This is a genomic window from Bacillus sp. AFS023182 (genome assembly GCF_002560575.1).
Taxonomy (GTDB): domain Bacteria; phylum Bacillota; class Bacilli; order Bacillales; family Bacillaceae_G; genus Bacillus_A; species Bacillus_A arachidis.
The window spans coordinates 1-26,412 of record NZ_NTRO01000063.1 but is presented as its reverse complement, the minus strand read 5'-3'; the positions used below and the strand labels follow the sequence as shown (position 1 = coordinate 26,412).

The following is a 26,412-nucleotide window of genomic DNA, read 5'->3' as shown; positions in this document are numbered from 1 at the left end:
AAGGTCCTATAAAGTATCCAAGCATTGAAATTGAGGGGGATTTCACGTGAATTCCATCCAGATATAATAACGAAAAATAGGTGGAATAACAAAAGAAATAACAGCAGAAGGCCATTTCAACTGAGAGAGTAAGATTCCCAAAACAATAGATAATAATGGTAAAATAACAAAAATAAAAGTCACGAGATGGGAGAGTATCACCTCATGTGTGTATACGTTTGTGAAAACGCATTTGAGTAAAAATTTTAAAAACGATTAATCCGATTATATAAAGAAAGCTTAGAATGAAAATTATGCAAGAGGTAGGCGATTTTTGCAATGTGTATAACAATTTATCAATATAGTAAATTTGATTTACATCTGTAATTGATGCCGGTGAAAAGACTAAGTATTTCTCCCAATTCTTTTCCACAGCAATCATGGTACCTATAGAATGAGTGACAAGTAATGTATAAAGAAAAATAGGAAGAACAATCATGAGTTGTAACCCAATGAATCCGGTTTTATATTTTCTATAGTATAAATAGCGAGTTATCATAATTCCTATTAAATAGATAATTGATAATACAAAAATTGTAGTAAAAACTGGACTGTACTTAAAGACATACAGTAGTTTATCAATTTCATAAGTTTGATTGGAGTCTTCTGCTGTTTTTGGAGTGAAGACGAGGTGTTCTTTCCAGTCCTCTGAAATGGTTAAATAGCTGGCAGTCCAGCTTGTGATAAATAATGAGAAAAATAAAATGGGAAGAATGAAAATGTATTGTAACCAATGTAAAACGGTTTTGTTCATAGATAATCAGACCCCCTTCCAAATTATAACTATTATCATTATATGATAAAAAGAGAGGGTTTTCGGTTTTTGATTAAGAATATTCTATTTATTTATCAGGAGAATATTTCCAAGCTTGTCCGTATAAGCTAAAATAAAGTGTAAATCCGATTATTATTTTTGAAATGAAATGATAAATGACTGAAACTATAAGGGTGATGTATATGTGGCGAAAATTTACGGTTATTATCATCTTACTTTGTTTAGCTGGTTACGCAGTATATGTGCAATTTGGAAAAAATGAAGAACAAGTAAGGGAAGAGTCGGTGAAAAGTGAAGCAACGATGAAAGAGGTCATTGCAAAGAATGGAATTGAAGTAGGAAAGAATGCACCGGATTTTGAGTTGTCAAAATTAGATGGGACAAAAGTAAAATTATCGGATTTGAAAGGAAAGAAAGTTATTTTAAATTTCTGGGCAACATGGTGTGGACCTTGTCAGCAGGAAATGCCGGATATGGAAGCTTTCTATAAGAAGCATAAAGATGGTGTGGAAATCCTTGCTGTAAATTATACGGTTTCTGAAGGTGCTAACGGAGAAGAGAAAGTGAAGCGGTTTGCAGAAGAGAAAGGAATTACTTTTCCTGTTTTACTTGATAAGGATATAACTGTTACAACAACATATAAAGTAATTACCATTCCAACTTCTTATTTTGTGGATACAAAAGGTGTGATTCAAGATAAATTTATCGGGCCGATGACACAAAAAGAAATGGAGAAACGAATTGCAAAACTAAAATAATATGAAGAAGACAGGAATGGCAAAAGGCCATTTCTGTCTTTTCTTTTTCATCAAACAGCTTGTTCATGATATGATAAAAGAAATTTGAACGATAATAATCATGAAGGAGAGTATGTTGTGGGACATTTATCTTTGCCAGCAGACTATGTTGTGATTGATTTTGAAACGACAGGATTTAATCCTTATAATGACCGAATAATTCAAGTGGCGGCGGTTCGATACCGTAATCATGAGCTGGTAGATCAATTTGTTTCTTTTGTAAATCCAGAGAGGTTTATTCCAAGTCGGATTACCAGTCTAACAGGGATTACAAATTATCGTGTTTCAGATGCTCCAACGATTCAGGAAGTGTTGCCATTATTTTTAGCGTTTTTAGGTAAAGATACGATTGTTGCTCATAATGCTTCGTTTGATATGCGTTTTTTAAAGAGTAATCTAAATAGGCTTAGATTGCCAGAACCTAAAAATAAAGTAATTGATACGGTATTTTTATCGAAAAAATATATGCAGCATGCCCCAAATCACAAGTTGGAAACTTTAAAAAGAATGCTTGGAATTCGTTTGAGTTCCCATAATGCACTTGATGACTGTATTACATGTGCGGCCGTATATCGAAAATGTGCTGCTATTCAAGAAGAAGGACAAAAGAAAATGAAAAAAGAGCTGATTGAAGAAGAGGCAGTATGCACATTAATAAAAGAAATGCTTATGAAACATAATCGCGATGTAGAGTGGATCCGTTATGTAAGTGTCGGAAATTATTTAGATATTAAAGCTTTTTATCCAATTGTGAGGATGAAAGTAAAAGGGCGAAAAAAATATGTACTAACTGAAAAAACAGAACAAGACGTGCTAGAGATATCTACTAGCTTAAAATGTGAACCGGCTTTAAAAAGTGAAATAGGTATGACGAGAATAATGATTGAAAGTTTAGATGACCTTATGAAGTTAGAGAGCTATATTTTGGCTGAATATGATTCAGTGTTACGAACATTACACGAGTATAAAGAAAATCAAGTGAATGCAGAAGAAGCGATTAAGAAATATTTGAGTATAATGAAATGAAAAATCTATTCGTTGTCCAAGGACTGCGAATGGATTTTTTTGTGCATAATAGACTTTTCTTTAACAAAACATAAAATTTTCTTACAAATCTGATTAAAGAGTTTTTCATTTGCTCATACTAATTAGTAAGAAAGAGAAGGAGAAAGGATGAACAGCATGAGAAGAAATCGTCGGCAAACGTTTGAAGAACTTGTGAAGGAAAATAAAAGGCAACTGTTAAGCGATCGTGATGCAATTGAACGGATTGAAGAACGGATTGAAAAGCGTTATGAAATGCAACTTTTTAAGCAGGCTGAATAATTCTTACCGCTAGTATGATACTAGTGGTAAGGAGGCGAATGTTATGGGAAATCCAAAAAAGAACTCAAAAGATTTTACACCAGATCACATTGGAACACAGTCAAAAAAAGCTGGTGGAAATAAAGGGAAGCAAATGCAAGATCAGACAGGGAAACAACCGATTGTGGATAACGGTTAAAGAAAAGGAGAATGTTTTCATTCTCCTTTTTTTATGTGTATACATAATCTAATTCGTTTTTGGAAAGCTAATATGTATATATATCTTAATTAGGAGGGAAACAATATGTCAGAGCAATATAAAGCAAATCCAGATGACAGAAGTGATAATGTAGAAAAATTGCAAGAGATGGTACAAAATACGATTGATAATTTTAATGAGGCAAAAGAAACTGCAGAAGTTTCAAATGAAAAAGACCGTGCTGCAATTGAAGCAAAAAACCAACGCCGTTTAGAAAGTATTGATTCATTGAAAAGTGAAATAAAAGATGAATCTGAAAATAATGGGTAAAAAGGCTGACAGTTGTCAGCCTTTTTTTATAATTGAGAAATTTTCAGTAAGTAAACGCCAGTTTTGCGGAAAAGGGAGTCCGATTTTCCAATAGCTAATTCCGCGAATGCCTTGTTCTTTTATTAAATTAAACTTGCTTTGAACAGACCTAGCATCTTCAAACCATACTTCGTGCTGCACGCCATTTTCATCAAAATAATTAAAGTGCGGTGCTTGTGCTGTGAAATCATAACGAATTGGAACATTATATTTACGAGCAAGTGCAACAGCTGCAACAGAACTAACAGCTTTTGCAGGAGGGTTTCCTGCCTTAAAGGGGAGCTTCCAGTCGAAACCATATAAATTCTGTCCCATCATAATTTTTCGCGGGGGCATTTGGGATTTTGCATATTGGATTACCTGTCTTACAGGGCCAATAGGAGAAACTGCCATAGGTGGTCCACCTTGCCATCCCCAGTCATAAGTCATAATCACAACAAAGTCAACAATCTCCCCTTGTGCTTTATAATCATGTGCTTCAAAAAACTTTCCTTTTTGTTTTGAACTCGTTTTTGGTACAAGTGTCGTACTTAATGTATATCCCTCAGGTAATCTTGTTTTTACATTTCGTAAAAAGCGGTTGTATGCTTCGCGATCTTCTGGAGCGACATTTTCGAAGTCGAAATGAATATCACGCATACCGTATTTCTCAGCTGTTTGTAGAATGTTAGTAATAAACTTATTTTGAATGGTAGCGCTTCTTAAAAGAATAGATGCTAATGCGGTGCTAAAGTTTCCATTTTCGATATTAGTAATGACGAGCATTGGGATTGTTTGTCCTTGCTTAGCGAGCTCAGCAATTTTAGCGGTTTCAGTTGGTTCTTTTAAAGTACCATCTCTTTGTGCTTCAAAGCTGAAATAAGCTAAATATGTTAAAAAAGGATTAATAGCCCGTGTAGCACTTACTAAGCTTTCTTTAATAGGTATTGTGGAAGGTTGCAAATAGGCGATAGATTCTATCTCTCGTTTGGAGCCCTTTGGGACATATAATTGTTGACCAACATGGAGAATAGATTTTAATGATAGATTATTAACTTTTGCTAGGCTGGCGAGAGGAACGTTATATGTTTGAGAAATTCGATAAAGGCTGTCTCCAGGTTGTACGTAATAATTATTTCCTTTCGTATTTACAATTAGTGCCTGACCGACAACAAGTGTTTCAGCTGGATTAAGTCCGTTGTCTTTTACAATTTCTTCGGGCGTAGTACCAAATTTTGACGCTAAGCTATATACGCTATCACCGCTACGAACGGTTACAATTTGAATCATATACTCGCTCCTTTCAGTAAAAGATCCACCGTTTCTATTTTATTTTTGATTTCACTGTATTATGATTAAATGTATGTGAGGAAACAGAAGTGAGAAGGAGATTATGATATGTTTGTAGCAGAACACGAAATTGAAATCCGCTATGCGGAAACAGATCAAATGGGTGTGGTTTACCATTCAAACTATTTAGTATGGCTAGAATTAGGGCGTACAAAATTGATACAGGAATTAGGGTTTTCATATATTGAAATGGAGAAAGAAGGAGTTATTTCTCCAGTGTTAGATTTACAAATTTCATATCGGAAAGCAATGCGTTATGGAGAAAGAGCAATTGTGAAAACATGGATTGATTCAGTTAGTCCACTTCGTGTTACATATGGATATGAAATTTATAATGGTGATGGAGACCTTTGTATTACCGCTACAACAACAAATATTTGTGCGAAAAAAGATGGTTTTCGTCCCGTATCCTTTAAGAAATTATATCCTGAGTGGTATGCGAAGTATGAAGAGATTAAGAAAAAATAAAAAAGCGCGTGGATTTCGCCACGCGCTTTTTTATTTTTCATAATTAAATTGTGGAAAGTCATCCCCAGCATTAAAGGTAACGGCTAGGTCGTGTCCATCAAAGAACCATTCATCATCACCTTCAACAAAGAAAGTAATACCCTCTTCTTGAATTTGAACAGCAGGATGCGCAGGGTCATCTTTACGGATTCCTAAAGAAAGCCCTTTTTGAACAGTACTACAACCACCATATTGTACGAAAAAGCGAATTGTATCGCCAGATTGTAAGTTTAATTCATCTTTATACCAATTTACTGCTTCATTTGTTACAGAAAGGTTCATGTATAGTTCCTCCAAGTTATGTTGCTTTTTCTATAGTATAAAAAATAACGCAAAAAGACGCTATTAATATGCTTTGCGTTTTCTTTTTGCGTTATGTGGGTTGCAACCTTACTTTTGTTTCTTTGTTAAATTTGCTTTCGGTTCAGTTTTATTTATAATTCGTCCAATATTTGCACGGTGTCTATAAATAACCATACCAGCTAATAAACACATTGCAACAATAAAGATTTTATCCCCAGTAACAATTGATGCGATAACAGCAACAACAGCTGTTACCATAGAAGAAAGTGATACGTATCTCGTTGTAAATAGAAGGGTGAAAAAGATAACGGCTAATATCGCAAAGATGACTGGCGCATAACATAAGAGTACGCCAGCAGAAGTTGCAACTGCTTTTCCTCCGCGGAATTTTGCAAAGATTGGGTATACATGTCCAAGAACTGCAGCCAATCCAAACCAAAGGGGATGGATATCTAAGGCGAAAATTAACGGCAGAGCTGTCGCTAACGTTCCCTTTAAAATATCAGCAATTGTAACGATAAAGCCTGCTTTTTTCCCTAGTGTCCGAAATGTATTCGTTCCTCCTAAATTACCGCTACCATGCTCGCGAATGTCGATTCCGTAACCAATTTTTCCAACAACAAGTGCAAATGGAATCGAGCCAAGTAAATACGCAACGATAAATAAAAGATATGTAAGCATAAGTTCAGTCTCCTTTATTCAAATGTGTTGATAAAGGGTAAAAAGAGTTTTTCCCGTATATTGTACCATACATTTGTAAAGAGCACATTTCTTTTTTGTAAATGAAAAATTCAAAGTTTCTTAAAAAAACTTTCACAGGAATGTTACATTTCTCACAGATTGATCAAGACTATATGTTGTATCATTTTGTTAGTGAATGAACAAGATGTAGTTGGAGGTTTTAGAAATGATGAAACAAAGTGAGCGTGGAGAAGAATTAGTGAAGATGTTTGAAACAATTGTCCACGGGAATGAACAGGATTTAATGCAAGAAAATGCAAATGTTGATGGACGATCCCCTATGGGAATGATGGGAACATTTGCATCTGAGAGTGCAAAATATTATGCAGTGGAACATTTGCTTTCTGAACAAGTAAAAAAAGCAATCAATCAAAATATATTATATCCACATGATATGGATTTTTATGCGACAGGTACGACAACGTGTTCGCAAATTCCTTTAGCACAACTGCTTGAAAACGGATTTCATACAGGGCATGGACATATGAGGCAACCACAAGATATTAAAAGTGCGTTGGCACTTTCTTCGATTATTCTTCAAGCCAATCAAAACATGCAGCACGGTGGTCAATCCTTTGCCATGTTTGATATGGATTTAGCACCATATGTGAGAAAAACATTTGAAAGAAATAAGAAAAGATTAGGGGCGTATCCGTTAACAAAAGAGCAAGTAGAAGAGTTTGCATGGAAAGAAACAGAGAATGATACGTATCAAGCGTGTGAAGCTTTTATTCATAATTCAAATAGCATGCATAGCCGGGGCGGTGGGCAAGTTCCGTTTATTTCAATTAACTATGGAACAGATATATCAAAAGAAGGGCGGTTGTTAGTTAGACAATTATTACGGGCGACAAAAGCTGGCTTAGGAAAAGGTGAAACACCTATTTTCCCTATTCAAATTTTCAAACTAAAAAAAGGTGTCAATTTTGAAGAAAATGATCCGAACTATGATTTATTTGAATTGGCATTAGAAACGACAGCAGAACGCTTATTCCCGAACTTTTCATTTTTAGATGCACCATTTAATGCAGTGCATTATGATGGTCGTCCAGAAAGCGAAGTATGTTATATGGGGTGTCGAACTCGTGTTATGTCTAATATTCATGGAGAAGAGACTGCGATTGGTAGAGGGAATTTATCTTTTACATCTATTAATTTGGTGAAATTAGCATTAATTAGCGGTTCACAAGAAGCGTTTTTTGAAGCTTTAAATTATTATATAGACCTTGGTATTCGTCAACTACTCGAACGGTTTGCTTATCAATGTACGAAGAAGGCAAGAGATTTTCACTTTTTATATTCACAAGGAATATGGAGAGGCGGAGAAAATCTACACCCTGAAGATTCTGTTGCTGAAATTTTAAAACAAGGAACGTTAAGTATTGGTTTTATCGGTCTTGCAGAATGTTTAGTTGCTTTAACAGGAAAACATCATGGGGAAGATACAGAATCATGGAATCTTGGAAATGAAATTGTGGCATTAATGAGACAGAAGATGGATCAAGCCACGAAAGAACATCAGCTGAATTTCTCCTTAATTGCAACACCTGCAGAAGGGTTATCAGGAAAGTTTGTTAAAAAAGATCGAGAGGAATTTGGAACCATTAGTGGTGTGACAAATCATAATTATTATACAAATTCATTCCATATTCCGGTTTATTATAACATTCAAGCAATTGATAAAATACGTTTAGAAGGACCGTTTCACACACTTTGTAATGGTGGACATATCACGTATATTGAATTAGATGGAGCGGCGGTTCATAACCAAAAGGCATTGAAACAAATCGTACAGGCGATGGCAGAGTATGGGGTCGGATATGGATCCATAAATCACCCTGTGGATCGTTGTAAATGCTGTGGCTATCATGGTGTCATCAAAAATGAATGTCCAAGTTGTGGAACCGAGGATGAGAATGAAATAGAAAGAATTCGCCGTATAACAGGATATCTTGTAGGAGATATGTCCAAATGGAATAGTGCAAAGCGCAGTGAAGAAGCAGATCGGGTGAAACATAAATGAGAGTAATGAATATTATTCATGATAGTGTAGTAGATGGAGAAGGATTGCGGACAGTCATATTTTTTGCGGGCTGTCCGCATCGTTGTTTAGGATGTCATAATCCTAAGTCATGGAATATTTGTAATGGTACTGAAATGACCGTAGAAGAAATTGTAAAAGAGATTGCCAAAAATGTGCTTACTGATGTAACATTTTCAGGTGGAGATCCATTTTTTCAAGCTGCTGAAGTGAAGAAGGTAGCAAAAGCGGTGAAGGCTTTGAAAAAAAACTTATGGATTTACACAGGTTATACATTAGAAGAGATACAGAGTTCTCAAAATAATGATATGATAGAGTTGTTACATTATGGGGATGTTCTTGTCGATGGAAGGTTTGAAATTGAAAAAAGAGACTTGACACTTCCATTTCGCGGAAGCTCCAATCAACGTATTATTCGATTGAAAGAGTAAAAAGGCGGGATAGGTTAGATGAACAAAACGGTATTGCTTGTTGAAGATGAAAGAAGATTACGAGAAATTGTTAGTGATTATTTTCGCAATGAAGGTTTTGAAGTAATAGAAGCTGAAGACGGAAAACAAGCGTTAGAATTATTTGCGGAACATACAATTGATTTAATTATGCTAGATATCATGTTGCCAGAGATAGATGGCTGGTCTGTGTGTCGTCGTATTCGAAAAGAGTCGGCGGTACCAATTATTATGCTTACAGCACGTTCTGACGAAGATGACACATTGTTAGGTTTTGAACTTGGGGCTGATGAATATGTAACAAAGCCTTTTAGCCCCAAAGTACTAGTAGCTAGGGCGAAAACTTTATTAAAGCGTGCTGATGGGGCAGTAGGGATTGCCGAAGAGAATACACTCTCTATGGCTGGAATCGATGTGAATCGTCTTTCACGTACGGTATCGGTAAATGGAGAAGAAATTATATTAACGCATAAAGAATTCGAACTTCTTGTGTATTTAATGGAGAACAAAGGAATCGTATTATCACGCCAGCATTTATTAGATCAACTTTGGGGATATGATTATTATGGTGATGATCGTACTGTAGATACACATATAAAAAAATTACGTAATAAGTTAGGTGACAAAGCAAAACATATCGGGACTGTCATTCGAGTGGGATATAAGTTTGAGGAATAACTTTTAAATATTATGTAATTCAACTTAGAGATATTTATAAATACAAATGGAAAAACGGTAGAAAAGCATTCTTTTTGAGGGAAGTTTCCTTTTGGCCCTTCGTAATAGCAACTTATATGTTGAAAAAATATATAGGTTGGGAATATAGTACATTTACACCCTTTTTTGTAAGTGGAAATGTACAAATTATAGTTTTTTTGTCTACAATATTGAATAAGGGTATTATTTTAATTGGATTTCACGATGAGTTCACAAGAAGGACACAAAATGTGACTATACTGAAACTATGAATTCAGCAGAGAGGGGATATCAATTATGGGATATTATGACGGATCAAATATGAATGAAGAGCATAGTGAAACGAGAGAAAGCAAAAAATCAGGTAGTAAAAAAGGATACTTTTTTACAGGTCTAGTTGGAGCAGTTATCGGAGCTGTATCCATTAGTTTCGTAGCACCATATATGCCATGGACAAATGGGAACGGGACGGTTTTAACTTCTAATTCAAAAGTAGAGGGAACTGTGGTTCCTGTTGTAAATAAAGCAAAAAATGAAACAGATTTACCGGGTATGATTGAAGGAGCTAAAGAGGTTGTTGTAGGTGTAATTAACATGCAACAAAATATTGATCCATTTGCAATGCAGCCAGCAGAGCAAGAAGAAACGAAAGCTGGATCAGGATCGGGTGTAATTTACAAAAAAGCAGGGAATAAGGCTTTGATTGTAACGAATAATCACGTAGTAGAGGGAGCAAACAAGCTTGCAGTAAAACTAAGTAATGGTAAAACAGTGGAGGCAAAACTAGTTGGTAAAGACCCTTGGTTAGACTTAGCTGTTGTAGAGATTGATGGATCTAATGTTAATAAAGTGGCAACGCTTGGCGATTCAAGTAAAATTCGCGCTGGTGAATCGGCAATTGCAATTGGGAATCCACTAGGTTTTGATGGTAGTGTGACAGAAGGGATTATTAGTAGTAAAGAGCGTGAAATTCCAGTTGATATTAATGGTGACAAACGTGTGGATTGGGAAGCACAGGTTATTCAAACAGACGCAGCAATTAACCCTGGGAACAGCGGAGGCGCGCTATTTAATCAAAATGGTGAAGTCATCGGAATCAACTCTAGTAAGATTGCACAGCAAGAAGTAGAGGGAATTGGTTTTGCAATTCCAATCAATATAGCAAAACCAGTGATTGACTCTCTTGAAAAAGATGGTACAGTAAAACGTCCAGCAATGGGAGTTACAGTTGCATCTCTAGAAGAGATACAACCATATGCACTAGGTCAATTAAAGTTGCCAAAAGATGTAACAAGTGGTGTTCTCTTAAGTAAAGTTTATTCAGTTTCACCAGCTGAAAAAGCGGGACTTCAGCAATATGATATTGTTGTAGCACTAGATGGACAAAAGGTTGAAAATACGCTTCAATTCCGTAAGTATTTATATGAGAAGAAAAAAGTTGGCGATAAAGTTGAAGTTACATTCTACCGAAATGGTGAAAAAATGACGAAAACAGTTACTCTTGCGGATAACTCTGCTGCTACCAATTAATAAAGAAGTCTCTTTCGTATTGAAAGAGGCTTTCTTTATCGGCTATACTAAAAGAATAGGAGGGATTTAGTATGGTAATTGAAAACCCAACTCGTACGGAAATTGGTGAAATATTGAAAAATAGTAAAACAATTGCGGTTGTTGGATTATCCGATAAACCAGAACGTACATCATACATGGTTTCAAAAGCAATGCAGGATGCAGGGTATCGTATTATTCCAGTAAACCCGTCCGTAGATGAAGTACTAGGAGAAAAAGCTGTTCCGTCATTAAAAGATATTAAGGAACATGTTGATATTGTAAATGTATTCCGCCGTTCTGAATTTTTAATGGATGTTGCAAAAGAATTTGTCGAGATTGACGCGGATGTTTTTTGGGCACAATTAGGAGTACAAGATGAAGATACATATAGGTTTTTAAAGGAAAAGGGCTATACTGTTATTATGGATCGTTGCATTAAAGTAGAACATGCGATGACGAAGTAGTCTAGATATTGAAAATGAAAGGTCAATTCAGCTCAGGATAACATTTGAAAACTGGGCAGATGAACGAGGTGTTCATCATGAGATTTTTTAAAGGCTGTTTTTGGGGATTGCTACTGGTTATCCCATTTTGGATAATTGTCATTTGGTTAATTATCAAATGGTGGAGTATGTAATTTGGAATACATATCCATTTCTCGTTGACAAACGATTATTTTTCTGAAATAGTAGCCTAGAGGAATCCTTGTGAAAAAACAAGGATTTTTCTATTGAAAATGGTATATAAAAGACATAACATAACTTGCCAAAAGTATGGTTAAGGCGTTATTCTATAATAGAAACATATGTTCTGATTTGATTAGGAAAGGGGCAAGGAGTTTGGCGAAGCATCAATTTCAATATAACGAAGATGCCATTCAAGTGCTTGAAGGTCTTGAAGCCGTGCGAAAACGCCCGGGTATGTATATCGGGAGTACAGATAGCCGTGGATTGCATCATTTAGTATACGAAATAGTAGATAACTCCGTTGATGAAGCATTAGCGGGATTTGGTGACGAAATTTCTGTCATAATACATAAAGATAATAGTATTAGTGTTATTGATAAAGGGCGTGGAATGCCTACGGGAATGCATAAGCTTGGAAAACCTACACCTGAAGTCATTTTAACTGTACTTCATGCAGGTGGTAAGTTTGGACAAGGCGGTTATAAAACGAGTGGTGGTTTACACGGTGTTGGTGCATCGGTTGTAAATGCTTTATCAGAATGGCTCGTTGTAACTATTAAACGTGATGGGAATATATACGAACAACGTTTTGAAAATGGTGGTGTTCCTGCAACAACACTAGAGAAAATCGGAAAAACGAAACAATCTGGAACAACGATGCATTTTAAACCAGATCCATCTATTTTCAGTACAACAAATTATAACTACGAAACGTTATGTGAGAGATTGCGTGAATCTGCATTTCTGTTAAAAGGCATGAAAATCACTTTAAAAGATGAACGAAATGATTTAGAAGATGTTTTTCATTATGAAACAGGAATTGAAGCTTTTGTTGCTTATTTAAACGAAGAAAAGGACTCAATCCATCCGGTTGTATACTTCGCTGGTGAACAAAATGGGATTGAAGCAGAACTTGCATTTCAATTTAACGATGGCTATTCAGAAAATATTCTTTCATTCGTAAACAATGTACGTACGAAAGATGGCGGGACACATGAAGCGGGATTTAAAACAGCGATGACACGTGTTTTTAATGAATACGCTCGTAAAGTCTCAATGTTAAAAGAGAAAGATAAAAATTTAGAAGGTACAGATATTCGCGAAGGGTTAGCGGCAATTGTTTCTGTACGTGTACCGGAGGATTTACTACAATTTGAAGGTCAAACAAAAGGGAAGCTTGGAACAAGTGAAGCCCGTTCATCTATAGATGCGATTGTGTCCGAACACTTAGCATACTTTTTAGAAGAAAATCCAGACGTAGCAACACTTCTTGTGAAAAAAGCAATTAAAGCAGCACAAGCCCGTGAAGCAGCACGAAAAGCAAGAGAAGAAGCAAGGACTGGTAAGAAGAAAAAGCGTTCAGAAGGAACATTGAGCGGGAAGTTAACACCTGCGCAATCACGAAATCCGCAGAAGAACGAACTATATTTAGTAGAGGGTGACTCTGCCGGTGGTTCTGCAAAGCAAGGACGTGATCGCCGTTTCCAAGCAGTTCTACCACTACGAGGTAAAGTAATTAACACGGAAAAAGCAAAGCTTGCTGATATTTTCAAGAATGAAGAGATTAATACCATCATTTATGCAATTGGCGGTGGTGTTGGAAACGAATTTTCTGTCGAGGATATTAACTATGATAAAGTTGTAATTATGACTGATGCCGATACAGACGGTGCCCATATTCAAGTGTTATTACTTACATTCTTCTACCGTTATATGAAGCCGTTAATTGAGGCAGGTAAAGTATTTATTGCTCTTCCACCTTTATATAAAGTAAGTAAAGGAAAAGGGAAAAGTGAAGTAATTGAATATGCATGGTCGGATGAAGAGTTAGATGGTGTGACGAAAAAAGTTGGTAAGGGATATATGTTGCAGCGCTATAAAGGTCTAGGTGAAATGAACGCGGATCAGTTATGGGAAACGACAATGAATCCAGAAACGCGGACATTAATTCGTGTGAAAATTGATGATGCTGCAAGAGCGGAACGACGCGTGACCACATTAATGGGTGATAAAGTAGAACCACGTCGTAAATGGATTGAACGCAATGTACAATTTGGTATGCAAGAAGAAGGAAATATTTTGGAAAATGAAATGATTATGGAGACGGAGGTGGAATAACATGCAAGCAGAGAAGTTTCATGACCTCCCGCTTGAAGACGTGTTAGGTGATCGTTTTGCACGTTACAGTAAATATATTATTCAAGACCGCGCGCTACCAGATGCGCGTGACGGTTTAAAGCCGGTACAACGTCGTATTTTATATTCCATGTATGTAGAAGGAAACGTACATGATAAGGCGTTTCGTAAATCGGCCAAAACAGTTGGTAATGTTATTGGTAATTACCATCCACATGGTGATTCCTCTGTATATGAGGCGATGGTCCGTCTAAGTCAAGATTGGAAAGTACGTAACGTCTTAGTTGAAATGCATGGGAATAATGGTAGTGTGGATGGTGACCCAGCGGCAGCGATGCGTTATACAGAAGCGCGGTTATCGCCGATTGCCTCTGAATTGCTTCGTGATATTGATAAAGAAACAGTAGAATTTGTAGCGAACTTTGATGATACAAGTGAAGAGCCAGTCGTACTGCCAGCGATGTTCCCAAACCTATTAGTAAATGGCTCAACAGGAATTTCTGCTGGTTACGCAACCGAGATTCCGCCGCATCATCTTGGTGAAGTAATCGATGCTACAATGATGCGTATTGACAAGCCAAATAGTTCCGTTGATGACTTATTAACAGTAATTAAAGGACCTGACTTTCCAACAGGTGGTATTATTCAAGGGATTGATGGAATTAAAAAAGCGTATGAAACAGGAAAAGGAAAAATCATCATTCGCGGAAAAGCAGAAGTTGAAACCATCCGTGGTGGTAAACAACAAATTGTTATTACAGAAATTCCATATGAAGTAAATAAGGCAAATCTAGTAAAGAAAATGGATGAATTACGTCTAGATAAAAAACTAGATGGAATTGCTGAAGTACGTGATGAGACGGATCGTACGGGTCTTCGTATTGTTGTAGAATTGAAAAAAGAAGCAAATGCAGAAGGTATTTTAAATTATTTATATAAAAATACGGATTTACAGGTGCCATATAACTTTAATATGGTAGCTATTAATAACCGTCGTCCGACGCTTATGACATTACCGAAAATTCTAGATGCGTATATTGGGCATCAAAAAGAGGTTGTTACACGTCGTTCAGAATATGAACTTAGAAAAGCAGAAACCCGCCAGCATATAGTGGCAGGCTTAATGAAAGCATTATCGATTTTAGATGAGGTAATTGAAACAATTCGAGCATCTAAAGATAAACGTAATGCAAAAGATAATTTAAGTGCAAAATTTGGATTTACAGAAGCACAAGCGGAAGCAATTGTATCACTGCAATTGTATCGTTTAACAAATACAGATATTACAGCACTAGAAAAAGAAGCGGAAGAACTAGAAAAGAAAATTACAGAATTACAAGCGATTTTACAAAGTGAGAAAAGGCTTCTTCAAGTAATAAAAACAGATTTGAAGAAAGTAAAGAAAACGTATAGTGATAATCGCCGTGCCGTTATTGAAGAGGAAATTGAAGAAATAAAAATCGATGTGGAAGTTATGATTCCACAAGAGGATGTCATCGTTACTGTAACGAAAGAAGGGTATGTGAAGCGAACGGGTTGGCGCTCACATAACGCATCGAACGGAAAAGACTTCGGTATGAAAGAGGGCGACATCTTACTTGAGCGTTTCGATACAAACACAACAGAAACGGTTCTTTTATTCACGAATAAAGGAAACTATATTTATCTTCCAGTGTACGAAATGCCAGATATTCGTTGGAAAGATTTAGGTCAGCATGTTGCGAATATTGTTTCGCTCGATAGGGATGAAACATTAATTTGGGCGACTGTTGTACCGAATTTCGAGGAAGAAAAGCGATTTATCGTATTCGTAACGCGAAATGGTATGATCAAAAAAACGGAACTAAATCAGTACAAGGTTCAGCGCTATTCAAGAGCGTTTGTTGCTGTGAACTTGAAAAAAGATGATGAAGTTGTAGATATATTCACAACAGATGGAACAAGTGATATTGTTCTTGCAACACATGGTGCATATGCACTTATTTTTGATGAAGAAGAAGTAAGTCCAGTTGGTGTAAGGGCGGCTGGTGTAAAAGCGATTAATTTAAAGGAAGATGACTATGTTGCTTCTGGTAAACCGTTAGATGGTGAAAAAGATCAACTTATTCTCATAACGCAGCGCGGTGCAGTGAAACGATTAAAAGCATCTGAAATTGAAAAATCAACAAGGGCAAAGCGAGGTCTTGTTATCTTTAAAGAGTTAAAACGTAATCCGTACCGTATTGTTGGTATTGAAATTGTTCGTGATGATGAACTTGTTTATATGAAAACAGAAAAACAGATTGTAGAAGAAATAGATCCAAAAGTATTTCGTAATAAAGACCGGTATAGCAACGGTAGTTTAGTGTTAGATGTTAGTGAGACCGGTGAAGTGGTTGAGACATGGACGAAGAAACGGATAGAATGAATAAACGATAGTAAATATTCCAATTAAATATACGCATTTTATTAGTGAAAACCATGTTCTATATTATATAGATCATGGTTTTTTTGAAATATTGGAAGCTTTAATTCTAATACATTTTAGGATTTATCCCGTATTAACGGACAGTATCACTCTTAAGTCAAATTTCAGTGAAAAGCAAAGAAGTGGGAGATGAATGCCCGATTGGTTCAACTAACCATAAGTAGGGGGAAGAAACCTGCCACTCATGGAAGTTTTACTTTATAAAATTCCTGTTGTACAAAATAAGTATCTTTACATAAATTTTCTCAATATAGAATTACATAAATTCTTGGATTGAATATTTAAAAATTCAAACTATTAATTTACAATAACTTAAGAACTATGGAACAGTAATAAATGTATGAACTATATTCTGTAATAAAGGAGTCCATAAATGAAAAAAGTATATTCCTTTTTAATGACTGTATCTACATGTATATTTATATCGGCTTGTTCCAATCAAACAAATTCTGAAAAAGAGGTAGAACCTGATACTAAAAAAGCGCCAATAGCTGAAACTAATGTGAAAACTAAGCCTTATACAGAGCCATTAACACACGTAGGACAAGAGGCAAAGCATCCACTTGGAACAGTGACTCTAAAGCAATTAAGTGAGCCTAATACAATGATAGAAGCAGGGCCTCTTCATATTCAAGTAGAAAGAATTAAGGTGATTCAGAGTACAGAAGTAAGTGAAATTGGGAAATACAACTTAAAAGAACGAGGACTAAGTACAGAGCAAATGAATGCAATACAATTTACAACCACTTTAGAAAATACTTCAGATCAAGTGCTTGATTTGGAACAAGGTCCTTTTAAAACACTTGTTTTAAGTAATGGTGAGGAAGTAGATGTATATAAAATGAATGCGGACCCAAAAAGTCGAAGTTTAAATGCGAAGGAGAAAATGAAGTTAACACTAATTTGTTTCTTACCTCAAGCTCCAAATGATGTTAAATCCGTAAAAGTAATTACTGATGTGATACGAGAGCAGCAAACAAAAAATGAGGTGAGTGGAGTAACCACTACTGATATTACTATGTAAAAAGAAAACAGCCTGATGAGGCTGTTTTCTTTTGTTTCCAATTAAAAAGCGCAGTATCCAACAACTGGTTTAGAAGAACCAGTTTTAATGAAATAGTCAGGAGCAAAGCCTTGATCTAACTCGCCACCATAGCCATTATCATCTACAAAATCCCAAACCTTACTTCCCATATAAGATTCGCCATTCACATAGCAAAACAACCAAAGATTAGTGCCATCTGGAATGTTTGATTCAGTCCTTGTACCATTTATTGTCGGGGTCGTACGAAGATCTAGCCCAGAACCTGTTTTTTGTACCGGATAAAAAGCAGCTTCCGTTACCGATTGACTTGCAAATAAAACTGAACCAGCTACTGCTACTGAAGCAATTGATAATGCAACTTTTTTAAACATACGTGTTACCTCCTAATAAATTATATTTTATTGCAGATGGGGAATCCCCCGCATACCTATCAAGTATTATCTTTTATTTAAGATTGATAAGCATGAGGGAGAGCCCCTTTCTCCCTATAAATGAATAGAATGTATGTTTAAAAATAAAGCTAATGTTTGTTTCTTTATCAATACTCTAGTTACTAGTTTGAAAAAATAGTGTTTTTGGTAAAACAAAAATTCTTATTTGTTGTTTTCAAACCATGTTTGAAACGTTTGTAAAGGTTGTTCTCCTAATATACGATTCATTTCCTTTCCATCTTTGTAAGAAATAATTGTAGGTGTTCCTTTTATCTGAAACATAGTCCAACCTTGTTTATACTCTTCTAGATTCAAAACTTGCATATCGATATTCATATTTTTTGCCATAGGAACTACAATTGGTGAAATCTTTTGGCAATGCGGACAGGTCGTTTTGTAAAAATAAACTACTTTTGTTTTGTGATTTGATAGATCTTGTTGCAATTGTTCGGGGGTAATTTGATTTTTATAATAATCTACCTTTTCAGTACTTGTGGTTTTTTCACTTTTTGTTCCTTTATTGGTTAGAATAAAAATAAGTGTAAATATTGATAAAATAGTAATCATGAAAAAAAGCATTTTTTTCATATACTGTTTCTCTCCTTGCTTACTTTAATAAGAATAAAGCCACAAATAATAATAATAAGAAAGGCTATTAGGGCGAGAAATGGGATTGTAATAAATCCGAACCAATTTAAATAATCACCTGTGCAAGGTATTCTCCCACATGATGTTCCGTTTTCAGATAAAAATGGGATTTTTTGAAGGGAATAGTGATAAGCAGCTATACATGCACCAATGATAGCGAGAACCAAACTGTAAATCCCAATCCTATAATCTTTCCGTATAATAGCCGTCCCTAGTAAAAGAACTAGTGGATACATGAGAATACGTTGGTACCAGCATAATGTACAGGGCTCATATTTCATTATTTCAGATAGATATAAACTCCCGATGGTTGCAATAAAAGAAACACACCAACTACTAAACAATATGTATTCTAGTTTTTTTGTATTGCTCATAACTTCAACCTTCCTTGTTTAAGAGATGAAAATCATGTAATAAAGGCTTTTAGAAAATAGAATATGAGTAATTGCAAAATGATTAGCTCAAGAGTTATTATAAATTATGTTTTTGTTTTGTATATTGAGAAAATTTCGTGTTTATAAAATCTTATAGAAGAATAAAGTAAATAAGATGAGATAAATGTAAAGAGTTAGTGCTTAGGGGGACAATAATGTTCATAGCTTGATGGCAATGAGGACAATTTTCCTTATCTTCTATATTTTTCTCCCGCTATGCGTGGGCAGTAAGATCACCACTTCAAAACTCAGTAAAAGCAAAGAAATTAGGTGAGACTCAACTGCTTATAAAATCCGGATCGGTAAGAGCTAATAATCAGCGGGTTATGAATAAAACCCTACTGATTAAAGTTTTCTTTCATTTGTATCAATCTAAGAATGAGCAAATGGTTATGTAAATAAAATAAAACTTGATATAATAACTATGAAATCGTTCTCAAATATGGAGGAATATATGAAAAAAATAGGAGTAGGGATTGTTGGATTTGGATTTTCTAGTACTACATTTCACATCCCTTTATTACAAACGATTGATGAATATGATATTCATGCGATTGTATCTTCAAAAGAAGATATAGTGAAACAAGCATTACCGAATGTGCAGGTTGTTAGTAACATTGATGAATTAGTGACAAGAGATGACATTGACCTTGTTGTTATTACGTCACCAAATACAACGCATTTTCCATTTGTAAAAGAAGCTATTGTGCATGGTAAACATGTCGTTGTAGAAAAACCGTTTGTTGTTTCAGTTGAAGAAGGAGAAGAGCTTATTAGATTGGCGAAAGAGCATGATGTAGTTGTTAGTGTGTATCATAATCGCCGCTTTGATAATGATTTCTTAACAATAAAGAAATTGATTGAGGAAAAACAAATTGGGAATGTGTATACATATGAAGCACATTTTGATCGTTTCCGTCCTCATGTACGTGATCGCTGGCGTGAAAAGAATTTACCAGGTTCAGGGATTTTATATGATTTAGGATCGCATTTAATTGACCAAGCATTACATTTGTTTGGAAAACCAGATGCCATTAGTGCAGATGTAGTAAAACAACGGCCTGGAGCAGAAACGGATGATTACTTCCATATTGCACTTCATTATGGAAGCATGCGTGTCATTTTACACAGTAGTAGTTATGTGAAACATGCGGGACCTCATTTCAATGTTCATGGGGATAAAGGTTCGATTGTAAAATATGGTATGGATTCACAAGAAGACCAATTAAAAGCTGGTATGAAGCCAGGTGACAATGGATATGGAGAAGATTGTGAAAGTAATTTTACTGTTCTAGAAACAGAAGAGGAAGAAAAACGCATTCCAACAGAAGTGGGATGCTATGAAATGTATTATAAAGGAATTCGAGATAGTATAGTAAATGGTGTGCAACCTCCTGTAACAGCTGAAGACGGTTTACAAGTGATTCGATTAATCGAATATGCAATTGAAAGTAGTACAACAGGCAAGGTGATTTTACTATAAATAAAAAAGACANNTGTCTTTTTTATTTATAGTATGATGTGAACCGAGTCTTTGAATTGTATGCCTAATTTTTCTAAATGTTATTTTCAGGATTAGAAAGCCCATAAAAAAACATCGTAACAATATCTTGAATATGTTTTTCGCGATCTCCTTCCAATAATTGAGGCCCGTAGTCATCACCTAATTTACTGAACATTTGAATGTATAGTAACATCATTTCTTTTGAAAGATTGGGATTAATTTCATTGTTACGTTGTGCATGTTCTAATATCTCTAAAAACCAAGGCAGGACGGTTTCATTTTGATAACGATATATAAATTCGCGAAGCTCTGAATCTCTTTGGATCACTTGCAACAACATGTCAGGATGAAATAATCCGCCGCTTTCCATTTTTCTAACAATCATTTTATGCAGTATTTCATGGAAAGGCCTGTTTTCGGATGCTAGCTCTTTATAGTATTGGAATTCAGTAGTCGCAAATTCTTGAATAAGTTCTCTAAAAAGAGCGTCTTTACTCCCAAAATGGTTATAAATCGTCACTTGGGATACTTTCGCTTTTTTTGCAATATCCTCTATTTTTACCTCGTTAAATCCACGTTCTGAAAATAATAACAATGCCGCGTCTTTAATGGCGCGTTTTTTCTTTTCTTTCACTTTTTCAAACCCGTTCAATACAATCACCTCACCTAAAATATACAAGAAAATAAAGATGAAGACAATAAATTTGAAATATAGGCTTGTAAAAATTTCAAAAAGTTATTGCTAATATAATTGGAGAGGAGTACAATGATTTTGAAATATAAACAGTTAAATATTTCAAAAAATGAGGTGGGATAATGATTTCAGTCCAAAATATCACAAAGCAATTTTCAAATGGAAAAGGGTTATTTGATATTACTTTTCAAGTAAAAGAAGGTGAAGTTTTCGGTTACCTAGGACCGAATGGTGCAGGGAAATCAACGACGATTCGTAATTTAATGGGATTTATCAAACCAACAGCTGGTCATGCAGAAATTTTTGGATTAGATTGCTGGAATGAGGCTGCGAAAATCCAAAGAGAAGTTGGTTATTTGCCAGGAGAAATTTCTTTTACAGAAGGAATGAATGGATTAGAATTTTTAAAACTAATGCAAGGTATGCGAGGATTGAAAGAAACAAAACGACGTGATGAGCTTATTGAAAGATTACAATTTGATGTGAAAACACCGATTCGAAAAATGTCTAAAGGGATGAAACAAAAGGTAGGCATTGTTGCTGCATTTATGCATGATCCAGAGGTGTTAATTCTAGATGAACCAACATCGGGATTAGACCCACTTATGCAACAAACTTTTATTGATTTAATACTAGAAGAAAAACAAAAAGGAAAGACAATCCTTATGTCGTCACATATTTTCACAGAAATCGAGCGGACATGTGACCGAGTAGCGATTATTAAAGAAGGACGTCTTGTAACAGTGGAAAATATTCATGATTTACAGGGGATGAGAAGACAGGTAATGGATGTAACAGTGTCCTCTCAAGAGGAAATGCGGTCTTTACAAAAGAAAAATTTGCAATTTGAAGCAGTGAAGGGGAATACAGCATCTGTTATTGTGCAGGGGAATTATCAGGAAGTATTACAAATACTTGCACAGTATAATGTAAAAGCACTTCAAACGAGAGCTATGGATTTGGAACATTTATTTATGCATTATTATGATGCGAAAGAGGGTGCAAACCATGAATAAACAGCTGTTTTTAGCTAGCTTTAAAGAAAATTCAAAAAGTATATGGAGTTATTCGATTGGTGCGGCTCTTTATTTATGGTTGTTAATTTGGATATTCCCATCACTCGTATCAGCAAAAGGGTTAAATGAACTGATAGGTGCTATGCCAGAGAGTGTGAAGAAAATAGTTGGTATGGAAACTCCGATTCAAAATGTAAGTGAGTTCTTAGCGGGTGAATACTATGGCATGTTGTTTATTATCATTTTGACGGTTTTTAGTGTAACAGTTGCGACGCACTTAATAGCTCATTATGTAGATAAAGGAGCGATGGCGTATTTACTAGCAACACCTGTATCTAGAGTGAAGATTGCAATAACACAAGCAGTAGTTCTTATTCTTGGATTACTGATTATTACACTTGCTACATACGGAGCTGGTGTATTAGGAGCAGAGTTGTTCTTAAAAGACAATAATCTAAATCAAGAATTATTTTTCAAGATGAATTTAGTAGGGGGACTTGTATTTTTGGTAGTCAGTGCCTATTCATTTTTATTTTCTTGTCTATGTAATGATGAAAGAAAAGCTCTTAGCTATTCAGCAAGTCTAACCATTTTATTTTATGTATTAAATATGGTGGGGAAATTAAGTGATAAGCTAGAATGGATGAGAAATATATCATTATTCTCACTGTTCCGTCCAGAAGAAATTGTGGCAGGAACATATAACATATGGCCGGTGAGTATTGGGTTAACTTGCGGTGCTATTTGTATGTTTGCAGTAGCGATTGTGTTGTTCAAGAAGAGAGATTTGCCGCTGTAGATGAATATGGTTGAAAAGATAGTTAGTTCATAAAGGAATTAACTATCTTTTTTATTTCTGGAAAATTAAGAAAAAAATGAACCTTTTATCCCACTAAACCGTCTAATAAGTGTAAAGTTTTATTGAGAGAAATAAAACAGGAGGACAAACAGTGAAAGTACTACCGTTATATAAAACTATGGTGAAAGAAGAGACGGATGTTTCTTTAGCTAAAAAAGGTAATCATGAAGCATTTGTTTCCTTAATACATACACATAAAGTTAAGCTTTATCGTATTGCAAAAGCAATGCTACATGATGAAGTTGATATAGAAGATGCGATGCAAACAACAATTTTGAAAGCGTATGAAAATATAAAAAAACTTAAAAATGAGGAGTTTTTTCAAACATGGTTAATACGAATTTTAATTAATCATTGTAATGAAATAATCCGGTCGCATAAAAAAGTAATCGCAATGGAAGAGAGTGATTATCAGATGATATCGTTTGACGATTACGAAGATCTAGACTTGCATAATGCAATTCAGTCCTTAAATGAAGAATTAAGAGCTGTAACAGTGTTGTATTATTACGAGGATATGAATCAAGAAAATATTGCAACACTATTAGAAATCCCAAAAGGTACAGTTAAATCAAGATTGTCGAGAGCGAGGGAACAACTACAGGAGCAATTAAAAATGGAATAGGGGGTGCTAATACGATGGATAGAGACAAACTGTTTGATGAAAAGCTGAAAAAGCGAATAGAAAAAGAAAAGACATTGTTACCAGAGCATTTGAATCAGAAAATTAGTGATACGTTACATAATATTCCTGTTCAAAAGAAATCTTATAGAGTTCAAGTTATGGCTGTTAGTGCGGCAATAATGGTATTATCACTCGTTTCTATGCTTGAATTTTCTGTGCAAAGTTTTGCACAAAAAGGTGGGGTATTTGAATATGTAACGAAAAAAGCATTTTCAGATTATGAAAATGAAGAAGAAACAAAATCTAACGTGAATTATCCTGAAAAAGAAAAGATTCATCAAAGAATGCTAGATTCAATTGATTATTTTAAAAATGTAACAGGCCAATTTGAAGAATATACGAGATCATCTCATCTTATTACTACTTACAAATATGCAATTGATACAGAGAATAAGAGGGGAATTTCTTCTAAAGAGGATCGGCAAGCAAAGAAAATGACGATTTTATATAACAATGGAAAAAGACAGGAATTTAATGATAAAGATGCTACTTATAAAGAAGTGGATTGGAAGCCTGAACCAAAAAACAAAGAATTACTAAAATTAACTCCTACCGAAAGGGTCTTTAATAAAGTAGGAGAGAAGAAACGATATGACGGTGAATATGTCGGATTCGCTACATACAGTATTCAATCTGAGTTTGCAGATTTGTTAATTAGATATAAAGATTGGAATTTCAAAGAAATAAAGTATCTTGGATTAGATTGTTACAAAATAGAGGGTGTTATAAATATAGAGATGCCTGTTAGTACATCAGAAGATTTACAGGGGGAATTTGAAATGATTGTTGAAAAAAATACGGGAATCATGTTAAATTTTCTTAGTTTCGATAAAGGGATGATTCAGTATTCTATTACTACAGAAAAGATACAAATAAATAAAAGAATAAATGAAAACGTATATCAAAAAGATGTATCTTCATACGAAAAATTGAAAATGTATTGAGTAAATAAGGAATTTGTCATTTTGTCAGTTTTTAATTTGTATAGAATAATAAGAATCGGGGGAAATAATGTGGAGAAGAGTGTACTTTCACGTGAAAAAAAGAATAAGAAAAAATCTAAAAAAAGAAGAGTCATAGGCATATTTTTAGGGATCTTGTTAGCTAGTGGCGTTGGATACGGTGCGTACCTATACAATAAAGCTTCAAATGCGGTGCAAAAAGCATCTCTCAGCCTAGCGCGTGGTGAGAAATCTGACTTACGTGAGGAAGTTGTAAAGCCAATAACCAATAATGTTTCTCTCTTAATTATGGGTATTGATGAAAATAAGGAGCGTCAAAAAGAATACAATGGTTCGTTTCATACAGATGCATTATTACTAGCGACTTTTAATAAAGATGATAAAACAGTCAAATTAATTAGTATACCACGTGATACATATACATATGTTCCAATTGAAAAGAAAAAGGATAAAATAACTCATGCATATGGAAGAGGTCTTGTAAAGAATGGAAAGGATGGAGGGCCACAAGCTTCTGTTGAAGCAGTAGAAAAATTATTACATGTACCGGTTGATTATTTTGTGAAATTCAATTTCAATTCGTTTATAAAAATTGTTGATGATTTAGGTGGCATTGAAATAGATGTTCCGATTGAGTTTTCTGAACAAAATAGTAAAGATGAGCCTGATGCTATCCATTTGAAAAAAGGAATACAAACATTAACTGGTGAACAAGCACTCGCTCTTGCAAGAACGCGGCATATTGATAGTGATGCTATGAGAGGACTGCGTCAGCAACTCGTCATTGAAGCAATCTTAAAAAAATTAAAAAGCGTAGGGTCTGTTACAAAAATAGGAAAAATGATTGATGCTGTAGACGGTGATTTTAAGACAAACTTAGCTTTGGCTGATATGCTGTCGTTTTACAAATATGGTTTAAATGCTTCAATTGAGAAAATACAATTAACCGGAGATGATCTATATTTACCAAATGGTCCGAATGGTGAACGAGTATATTATTATAATCCAGACATAAAGAGTTTAAGAGAACTTAGTAATAAACTTCAAAGCCATCTTGAATTAAGTGAACAGCAAATTAAAAAAGAAGGTGAAGAGGGTTAAGAAGTATAGCACACACAATATAAAAATTTTTTAGTAAAGCAGATAATTATAAATGTCTGCTTTTATATTTTGTTAAGAAAGGATTTACTAGAATTATACATTATTTATTAACAATAATTCAGAAGAGTTTTCTTTACAATTGGAATAAATAGAAGAAAAATCAAATGCATGTAGGAATACAAAAAAATGCTATATCAACGTAGTGGCATGTTTATGAATATTAGTGCAATAAAATAATTTTTATAAAATTTTTAATAATAATACTTTACAAAAAACAAAAAATTAGTAGAATAATAGTTAATAGAAATCTTTTGATAAGAATATAAAGAAAAACAGAATTATCAGAAATTTCTTAATCTAGAAACGTACAAGAAATTAGGGAGGGTACAAAAGTGAAAAAGAAAAAGATGAAAAAACTAACAGCAGTCGTAGCACCAGTTTTAGCAATGAGTATGGCATTAACGGCATGTTCTACAGGTGGAGACAAAAAAACAAGTACGAATTCAAGCGGAAGTGATAGTAAATCTGATGCTAAATTAGCAGCAAAACAAGTACTGAATCGTACAGAAACAAACGAAATTCCAACGATGGATACTTCCAAAAGTACAGATACTCTTGGATCACAAATCTTAGGGAATACAAT

The 26,412-nt window shown here is 34.8% G+C and carries 28 protein-coding genes and 1 pseudogene; 21 read left to right on the top strand and 8 right to left on the bottom strand.

What is annotated here, in order from left to right; genetic code table 11:
- Window positions 1-202 precede the first annotated feature (202 nt).
- On the bottom strand, window positions 203-793 hold the full coding sequence (locus tag CN288_RS22525; RefSeq protein WP_098303135.1) for a DUF4306 domain-containing protein: 591 nt from the start codon (window positions 791-793) through the stop codon (window positions 203-205).
- A 203-nt stretch (window positions 794-996) separates the two neighbouring features.
- On the opposite strand from CN288_RS22525, the gene CN288_RS22520 reads away from it, so the two are divergent.
- The 5 genes from CN288_RS22520 to tlp all read left to right on the top strand — a co-directional run bounded on the left by CN288_RS22520 (window position 997) and on the right by tlp (window position 3,445).
- Window positions 997-1,572 carry a redoxin domain-containing protein gene (locus CN288_RS22520; RefSeq protein ID WP_090691750.1) on the top strand — a complete coding sequence of 192 codons (576 nt, stop codon included), beginning with the start codon at window positions 997-999 and terminating at the stop codon, window positions 1,570-1,572.
- 117 nt (window positions 1,573-1,689) lie between these two features.
- Window positions 1,690-2,637 (top strand): 3'-5' exonuclease, encoded by a 948-nt coding sequence (locus CN288_RS22515; protein ID WP_098303134.1) that lies wholly within the window; start codon window positions 1,690-1,692, stop codon window positions 2,635-2,637.
- A gap of 156 nt (window positions 2,638-2,793) precedes the next feature.
- Window positions 2,794-2,937 carry an FbpB family small basic protein gene (locus CN288_RS22510; RefSeq protein WP_081811010.1) on the top strand — a complete coding sequence of 48 codons (144 nt, stop codon included), beginning with the start codon at window positions 2,794-2,796 and terminating at the stop codon, window positions 2,935-2,937.
- Window positions 2,938-2,980: 43 nt separating this feature from the next.
- On the top strand, window positions 2,981-3,115 hold the full coding sequence (gene sspN / locus CN288_RS22505) for an acid-soluble spore protein SspN (RefSeq protein WP_003199081.1): 135 nt from the start codon (window positions 2,981-2,983) through the stop codon (window positions 3,113-3,115).
- A 105-nt stretch (window positions 3,116-3,220) separates the two neighbouring features.
- Window positions 3,221-3,445, top strand: coding sequence for a small acid-soluble spore protein Tlp (tlp, locus tag CN288_RS22500; RefSeq protein ID WP_026591635.1), 225 nt, complete (start codon window positions 3,221-3,223; stop codon window positions 3,443-3,445).
- 15 nt (window positions 3,446-3,460) lie between these two features.
- On the opposite strand, the gene CN288_RS22495 is transcribed toward tlp, so the two are convergent.
- The gene (locus CN288_RS22495; RefSeq protein ID WP_026591634.1) at window positions 3,461-4,753 is read right to left on the bottom strand and encodes a glycosyl hydrolase family 18 protein; all 1,293 of its coding nucleotides are present in this window, start codon (window positions 4,751-4,753) and stop codon (window positions 3,461-3,463) included.
- A 108-nt stretch (window positions 4,754-4,861) separates the two neighbouring features.
- On the opposite strand from CN288_RS22495, the gene CN288_RS22490 reads away from it, so the two are divergent.
- Window positions 4,862-5,281, top strand: a complete 420-nt coding sequence (locus tag CN288_RS22490; RefSeq protein WP_026591633.1) for an acyl-CoA thioesterase — start codon at window positions 4,862-4,864, stop codon at window positions 5,279-5,281.
- 30 nt (window positions 5,282-5,311) lie between these two features.
- Here CN288_RS22490 and CN288_RS22485 read toward each other — a convergent pair whose 3' ends face one another.
- Together CN288_RS22485 and plsY are read right to left on the bottom strand one after the other, a co-directional pair.
- Complete coding sequence (locus tag CN288_RS22485; RefSeq protein ID WP_026591632.1) at window positions 5,312-5,602, bottom strand: HesB/YadR/YfhF family protein; 291 nt, start codon at window positions 5,600-5,602, stop codon at window positions 5,312-5,314.
- 108 nt (window positions 5,603-5,710) lie between these two features.
- A complete protein-coding gene (gene plsY, locus CN288_RS22480) occupies window positions 5,711-6,304 on the bottom strand; it encodes a glycerol-3-phosphate 1-O-acyltransferase PlsY (RefSeq protein ID WP_026591631.1) in 594 nt (197 codons plus the stop codon).
- Between the two features lie 226 nt (window positions 6,305-6,530).
- Here plsY and CN288_RS22475 point away from each other — a divergent pair, with 226 nt between their 5' ends.
- The 8 genes from CN288_RS22475 to CN288_RS22435 all read left to right on the top strand — a co-directional run bounded on the left by CN288_RS22475 (window position 6,531) and on the right by CN288_RS22435 (window position 17,414).
- Window positions 6,531-8,387 carry an anaerobic ribonucleoside triphosphate reductase gene (locus CN288_RS22475; RefSeq protein ID WP_098303133.1) on the top strand — a complete coding sequence of 619 codons (1,857 nt, stop codon included), beginning with the start codon at window positions 6,531-6,533 and terminating at the stop codon, window positions 8,385-8,387.
- Window positions 8,384-8,836, top strand: coding sequence for an anaerobic ribonucleoside-triphosphate reductase activating protein (gene nrdG / locus CN288_RS22470; protein WP_026591629.1), 453 nt, complete (start codon window positions 8,384-8,386; stop codon window positions 8,834-8,836). Before CN288_RS22475 ends, nrdG begins: the two co-directional genes overlap by 4 nt.
- 18 nt (window positions 8,837-8,854) lie before the next feature.
- Entirely contained in the window at window positions 8,855-9,532 is a 678-nt protein-coding gene (locus tag CN288_RS22465) for a response regulator transcription factor (RefSeq protein ID WP_026591628.1), read from the top strand.
- Between the two features lie 315 nt (window positions 9,533-9,847).
- Window positions 9,848-11,080, top strand: coding sequence for a S1C family serine protease (locus tag CN288_RS22460; RefSeq protein ID WP_026591627.1), 1,233 nt, complete (start codon window positions 9,848-9,850; stop codon window positions 11,078-11,080).
- A gap of 71 nt (window positions 11,081-11,151) precedes the next feature.
- Window positions 11,152-11,565: a CoA-binding protein gene (locus tag CN288_RS22455; protein WP_026591626.1), complete on the top strand. Its 414-nt coding sequence runs from the start codon at window positions 11,152-11,154 to the stop codon at window positions 11,563-11,565.
- Window positions 11,566-11,940: 375 nt separating this feature from the next.
- On the top strand, window positions 11,941-13,905 hold the full coding sequence (gene parE / locus CN288_RS22445; protein WP_026591625.1) for a DNA topoisomerase IV subunit B: 1,965 nt from the start codon (window positions 11,941-11,943) through the stop codon (window positions 13,903-13,905).
- 1 nt (window position 13,906) lies between these two features.
- The gene (gene parC, locus CN288_RS22440; protein WP_098303132.1) at window positions 13,907-16,330 is read left to right on the top strand and encodes a DNA topoisomerase IV subunit A; all 2,424 of its coding nucleotides are present in this window, start codon (window positions 13,907-13,909) and stop codon (window positions 16,328-16,330) included.
- 433 nt (window positions 16,331-16,763) lie between these two features.
- The gene (locus CN288_RS22435) at window positions 16,764-17,414 is read left to right on the top strand and encodes a hypothetical protein (RefSeq protein WP_090691768.1); all 651 of its coding nucleotides are present in this window, start codon (window positions 16,764-16,766) and stop codon (window positions 17,412-17,414) included.
- A gap of 41 nt (window positions 17,415-17,455) precedes the next feature.
- On the opposite strand, the gene CN288_RS22430 is transcribed toward CN288_RS22435, so the two are convergent.
- From CN288_RS22430 to CN288_RS22420, 3 genes are all read right to left on the bottom strand, one after another.
- Window positions 17,456-17,806: a hypothetical protein gene (locus CN288_RS22430; RefSeq protein ID WP_026591622.1), complete on the bottom strand. Its 351-nt coding sequence runs from the start codon at window positions 17,804-17,806 to the stop codon at window positions 17,456-17,458.
- A gap of 222 nt (window positions 17,807-18,028) precedes the next feature.
- Complete coding sequence (locus CN288_RS22425; protein ID WP_090691774.1) at window positions 18,029-18,454, bottom strand: thioredoxin family protein; 426 nt, start codon at window positions 18,452-18,454, stop codon at window positions 18,029-18,031.
- Window positions 18,451-18,888, bottom strand: a complete 438-nt coding sequence (locus CN288_RS22420) for a disulfide oxidoreductase (protein WP_098303131.1) — start codon at window positions 18,886-18,888, stop codon at window positions 18,451-18,453. The genes CN288_RS22425 and CN288_RS22420 overlap by 4 nt, the downstream gene beginning before the upstream one ends.
- A 514-nt stretch (window positions 18,889-19,402) precedes the next feature.
- Between CN288_RS22420 and CN288_RS22415 the strand changes: the two genes are divergently transcribed.
- The gene (locus CN288_RS22415; RefSeq protein WP_098303130.1) at window positions 19,403-20,431 is read left to right on the top strand and encodes an oxidoreductase; all 1,029 of its coding nucleotides are present in this window, start codon (window positions 19,403-19,405) and stop codon (window positions 20,429-20,431) included.
- Window positions 20,432-20,504: 73 nt separating this feature from the next.
- Here CN288_RS22415 and CN288_RS22410 read toward each other — a convergent pair whose 3' ends face one another.
- Complete coding sequence (locus CN288_RS22410; RefSeq protein ID WP_081811004.1) at window positions 20,505-21,131, bottom strand: TetR/AcrR family transcriptional regulator; 627 nt, start codon at window positions 21,129-21,131, stop codon at window positions 20,505-20,507.
- Window positions 21,132-21,268: 137 nt separating this feature from the next.
- Here CN288_RS22410 and CN288_RS22405 point away from each other — a divergent pair, with 137 nt between their 5' ends.
- The 6 genes and pseudogenes from CN288_RS22405 to CN288_RS22380 form a co-directional block, all read left to right on the top strand.
- Complete coding sequence (locus CN288_RS22405; RefSeq protein WP_026591617.1) at window positions 21,269-22,162, top strand: ABC transporter ATP-binding protein; 894 nt, start codon at window positions 21,269-21,271, stop codon at window positions 22,160-22,162.
- Window positions 22,155-22,961, top strand: coding sequence for an ABC transporter permease subunit (locus CN288_RS22400; protein ID WP_098303129.1), 807 nt, complete (start codon window positions 22,155-22,157; stop codon window positions 22,959-22,961). Before CN288_RS22405 ends, CN288_RS22400 begins: the two co-directional genes overlap by 8 nt.
- A gap of 151 nt (window positions 22,962-23,112) precedes the next feature.
- On the top strand, window positions 23,113-23,646 hold the full coding sequence (locus CN288_RS22395; protein ID WP_098303128.1) for a sigma-70 family RNA polymerase sigma factor: 534 nt from the start codon (window positions 23,113-23,115) through the stop codon (window positions 23,644-23,646).
- Between the two features lie 14 nt (window positions 23,647-23,660).
- Window positions 23,661-24,650 (top strand): anti-sigma factor, encoded by a 990-nt coding sequence (locus tag CN288_RS22390; RefSeq protein ID WP_098303127.1) that lies wholly within the window; start codon window positions 23,661-23,663, stop codon window positions 24,648-24,650.
- Window positions 24,651-24,719: 69 nt separating this feature from the next.
- Complete coding sequence (locus CN288_RS22385; protein ID WP_098303126.1) at window positions 24,720-25,769, top strand: LCP family protein; 1,050 nt, start codon at window positions 24,720-24,722, stop codon at window positions 25,767-25,769.
- A 392-nt stretch (window positions 25,770-26,161) separates the two neighbouring features.
- A pseudogene (locus CN288_RS22380) lies at window positions 26,162-26,412 on the top strand (peptide ABC transporter substrate-binding protein); the annotation flags it as partial.

What these genes read in the sequence shown, in the direction of transcription:
- CN288_RS22525 (WP_098303135.1), bottom strand. Translation starts at nt 793, where the DNA reads ATGAACAAAACCGTTTTACATTGGTTACAATACATTTTCATTCTTCCC.
- CN288_RS22520 (WP_090691750.1), top strand. Translation starts at nt 997, where the DNA reads ATGTGGCGAAAATTTACGGTTATTATCATCTTACTTTGTTTAGCTGGT.
- CN288_RS22510 (WP_081811010.1), top strand. Translation starts at nt 2,794, where the DNA reads ATGAGAAGAAATCGTCGGCAAACGTTTGAAGAACTTGTGAAGGAAAAT.
- sspN (WP_003199081.1), top strand. Translation starts at nt 2,981, where the DNA reads ATGGGAAATCCAAAAAAGAACTCAAAAGATTTTACACCAGATCACATT.
- tlp (WP_026591635.1), top strand. Translation starts at nt 3,221, where the DNA reads ATGTCAGAGCAATATAAAGCAAATCCAGATGACAGAAGTGATAATGTA.
- CN288_RS22495 (WP_026591634.1), bottom strand. Translation starts at nt 4,753, where the DNA reads ATGATTCAAATTGTAACCGTTCGTAGCGGTGATAGCGTATATAGCTTA.
- CN288_RS22490 (WP_026591633.1), top strand. Translation starts at nt 4,862, where the DNA reads ATGTTTGTAGCAGAACACGAAATTGAAATCCGCTATGCGGAAACAGAT.
- CN288_RS22485 (WP_026591632.1), bottom strand. Translation starts at nt 5,602, where the DNA reads ATGAACCTTTCTGTAACAAATGAAGCAGTAAATTGGTATAAAGATGAA.
- plsY (WP_026591631.1), bottom strand. Translation starts at nt 6,304, where the DNA reads ATGCTTACATATCTTTTATTTATCGTTGCGTATTTACTTGGCTCGATT.
- CN288_RS22475 (WP_098303133.1), top strand. Translation starts at nt 6,531, where the DNA reads ATGATGAAACAAAGTGAGCGTGGAGAAGAATTAGTGAAGATGTTTGAA.
- nrdG (WP_026591629.1), top strand. Translation starts at nt 8,384, where the DNA reads ATGAGAGTAATGAATATTATTCATGATAGTGTAGTAGATGGAGAAGGA.
- CN288_RS22465 (WP_026591628.1), top strand. Translation starts at nt 8,855, where the DNA reads ATGAACAAAACGGTATTGCTTGTTGAAGATGAAAGAAGATTACGAGAA.
- CN288_RS22460 (WP_026591627.1), top strand. Translation starts at nt 9,848, where the DNA reads ATGGGATATTATGACGGATCAAATATGAATGAAGAGCATAGTGAAACG.
- CN288_RS22455 (WP_026591626.1), top strand. Translation starts at nt 11,152, where the DNA reads ATGGTAATTGAAAACCCAACTCGTACGGAAATTGGTGAAATATTGAAA.
- parC (WP_098303132.1), top strand. Translation starts at nt 13,907, where the DNA reads ATGCAAGCAGAGAAGTTTCATGACCTCCCGCTTGAAGACGTGTTAGGT.
- CN288_RS22435 (WP_090691768.1), top strand. Translation starts at nt 16,764, where the DNA reads ATGAAAAAAGTATATTCCTTTTTAATGACTGTATCTACATGTATATTT.
- CN288_RS22430 (WP_026591622.1), bottom strand. Translation starts at nt 17,806, where the DNA reads ATGTTTAAAAAAGTTGCATTATCAATTGCTTCAGTAGCAGTAGCTGGT.
- CN288_RS22425 (WP_090691774.1), bottom strand. Translation starts at nt 18,454, where the DNA reads ATGAAAAAAATGCTTTTTTTCATGATTACTATTTTATCAATATTTACA.
- CN288_RS22420 (WP_098303131.1), bottom strand. Translation starts at nt 18,888, where the DNA reads ATGAGCAATACAAAAAAACTAGAATACATATTGTTTAGTAGTTGGTGT.
- CN288_RS22415 (WP_098303130.1), top strand. Translation starts at nt 19,403, where the DNA reads ATGAAAAAAATAGGAGTAGGGATTGTTGGATTTGGATTTTCTAGTACT.
- CN288_RS22405 (WP_026591617.1), top strand. Translation starts at nt 21,269, where the DNA reads ATGATTTCAGTCCAAAATATCACAAAGCAATTTTCAAATGGAAAAGGG.
- CN288_RS22400 (WP_098303129.1), top strand. Translation starts at nt 22,155, where the DNA reads ATGAATAAACAGCTGTTTTTAGCTAGCTTTAAAGAAAATTCAAAAAGT.
- CN288_RS22390 (WP_098303127.1), top strand. Translation starts at nt 23,661, where the DNA reads ATGGATAGAGACAAACTGTTTGATGAAAAGCTGAAAAAGCGAATAGAA.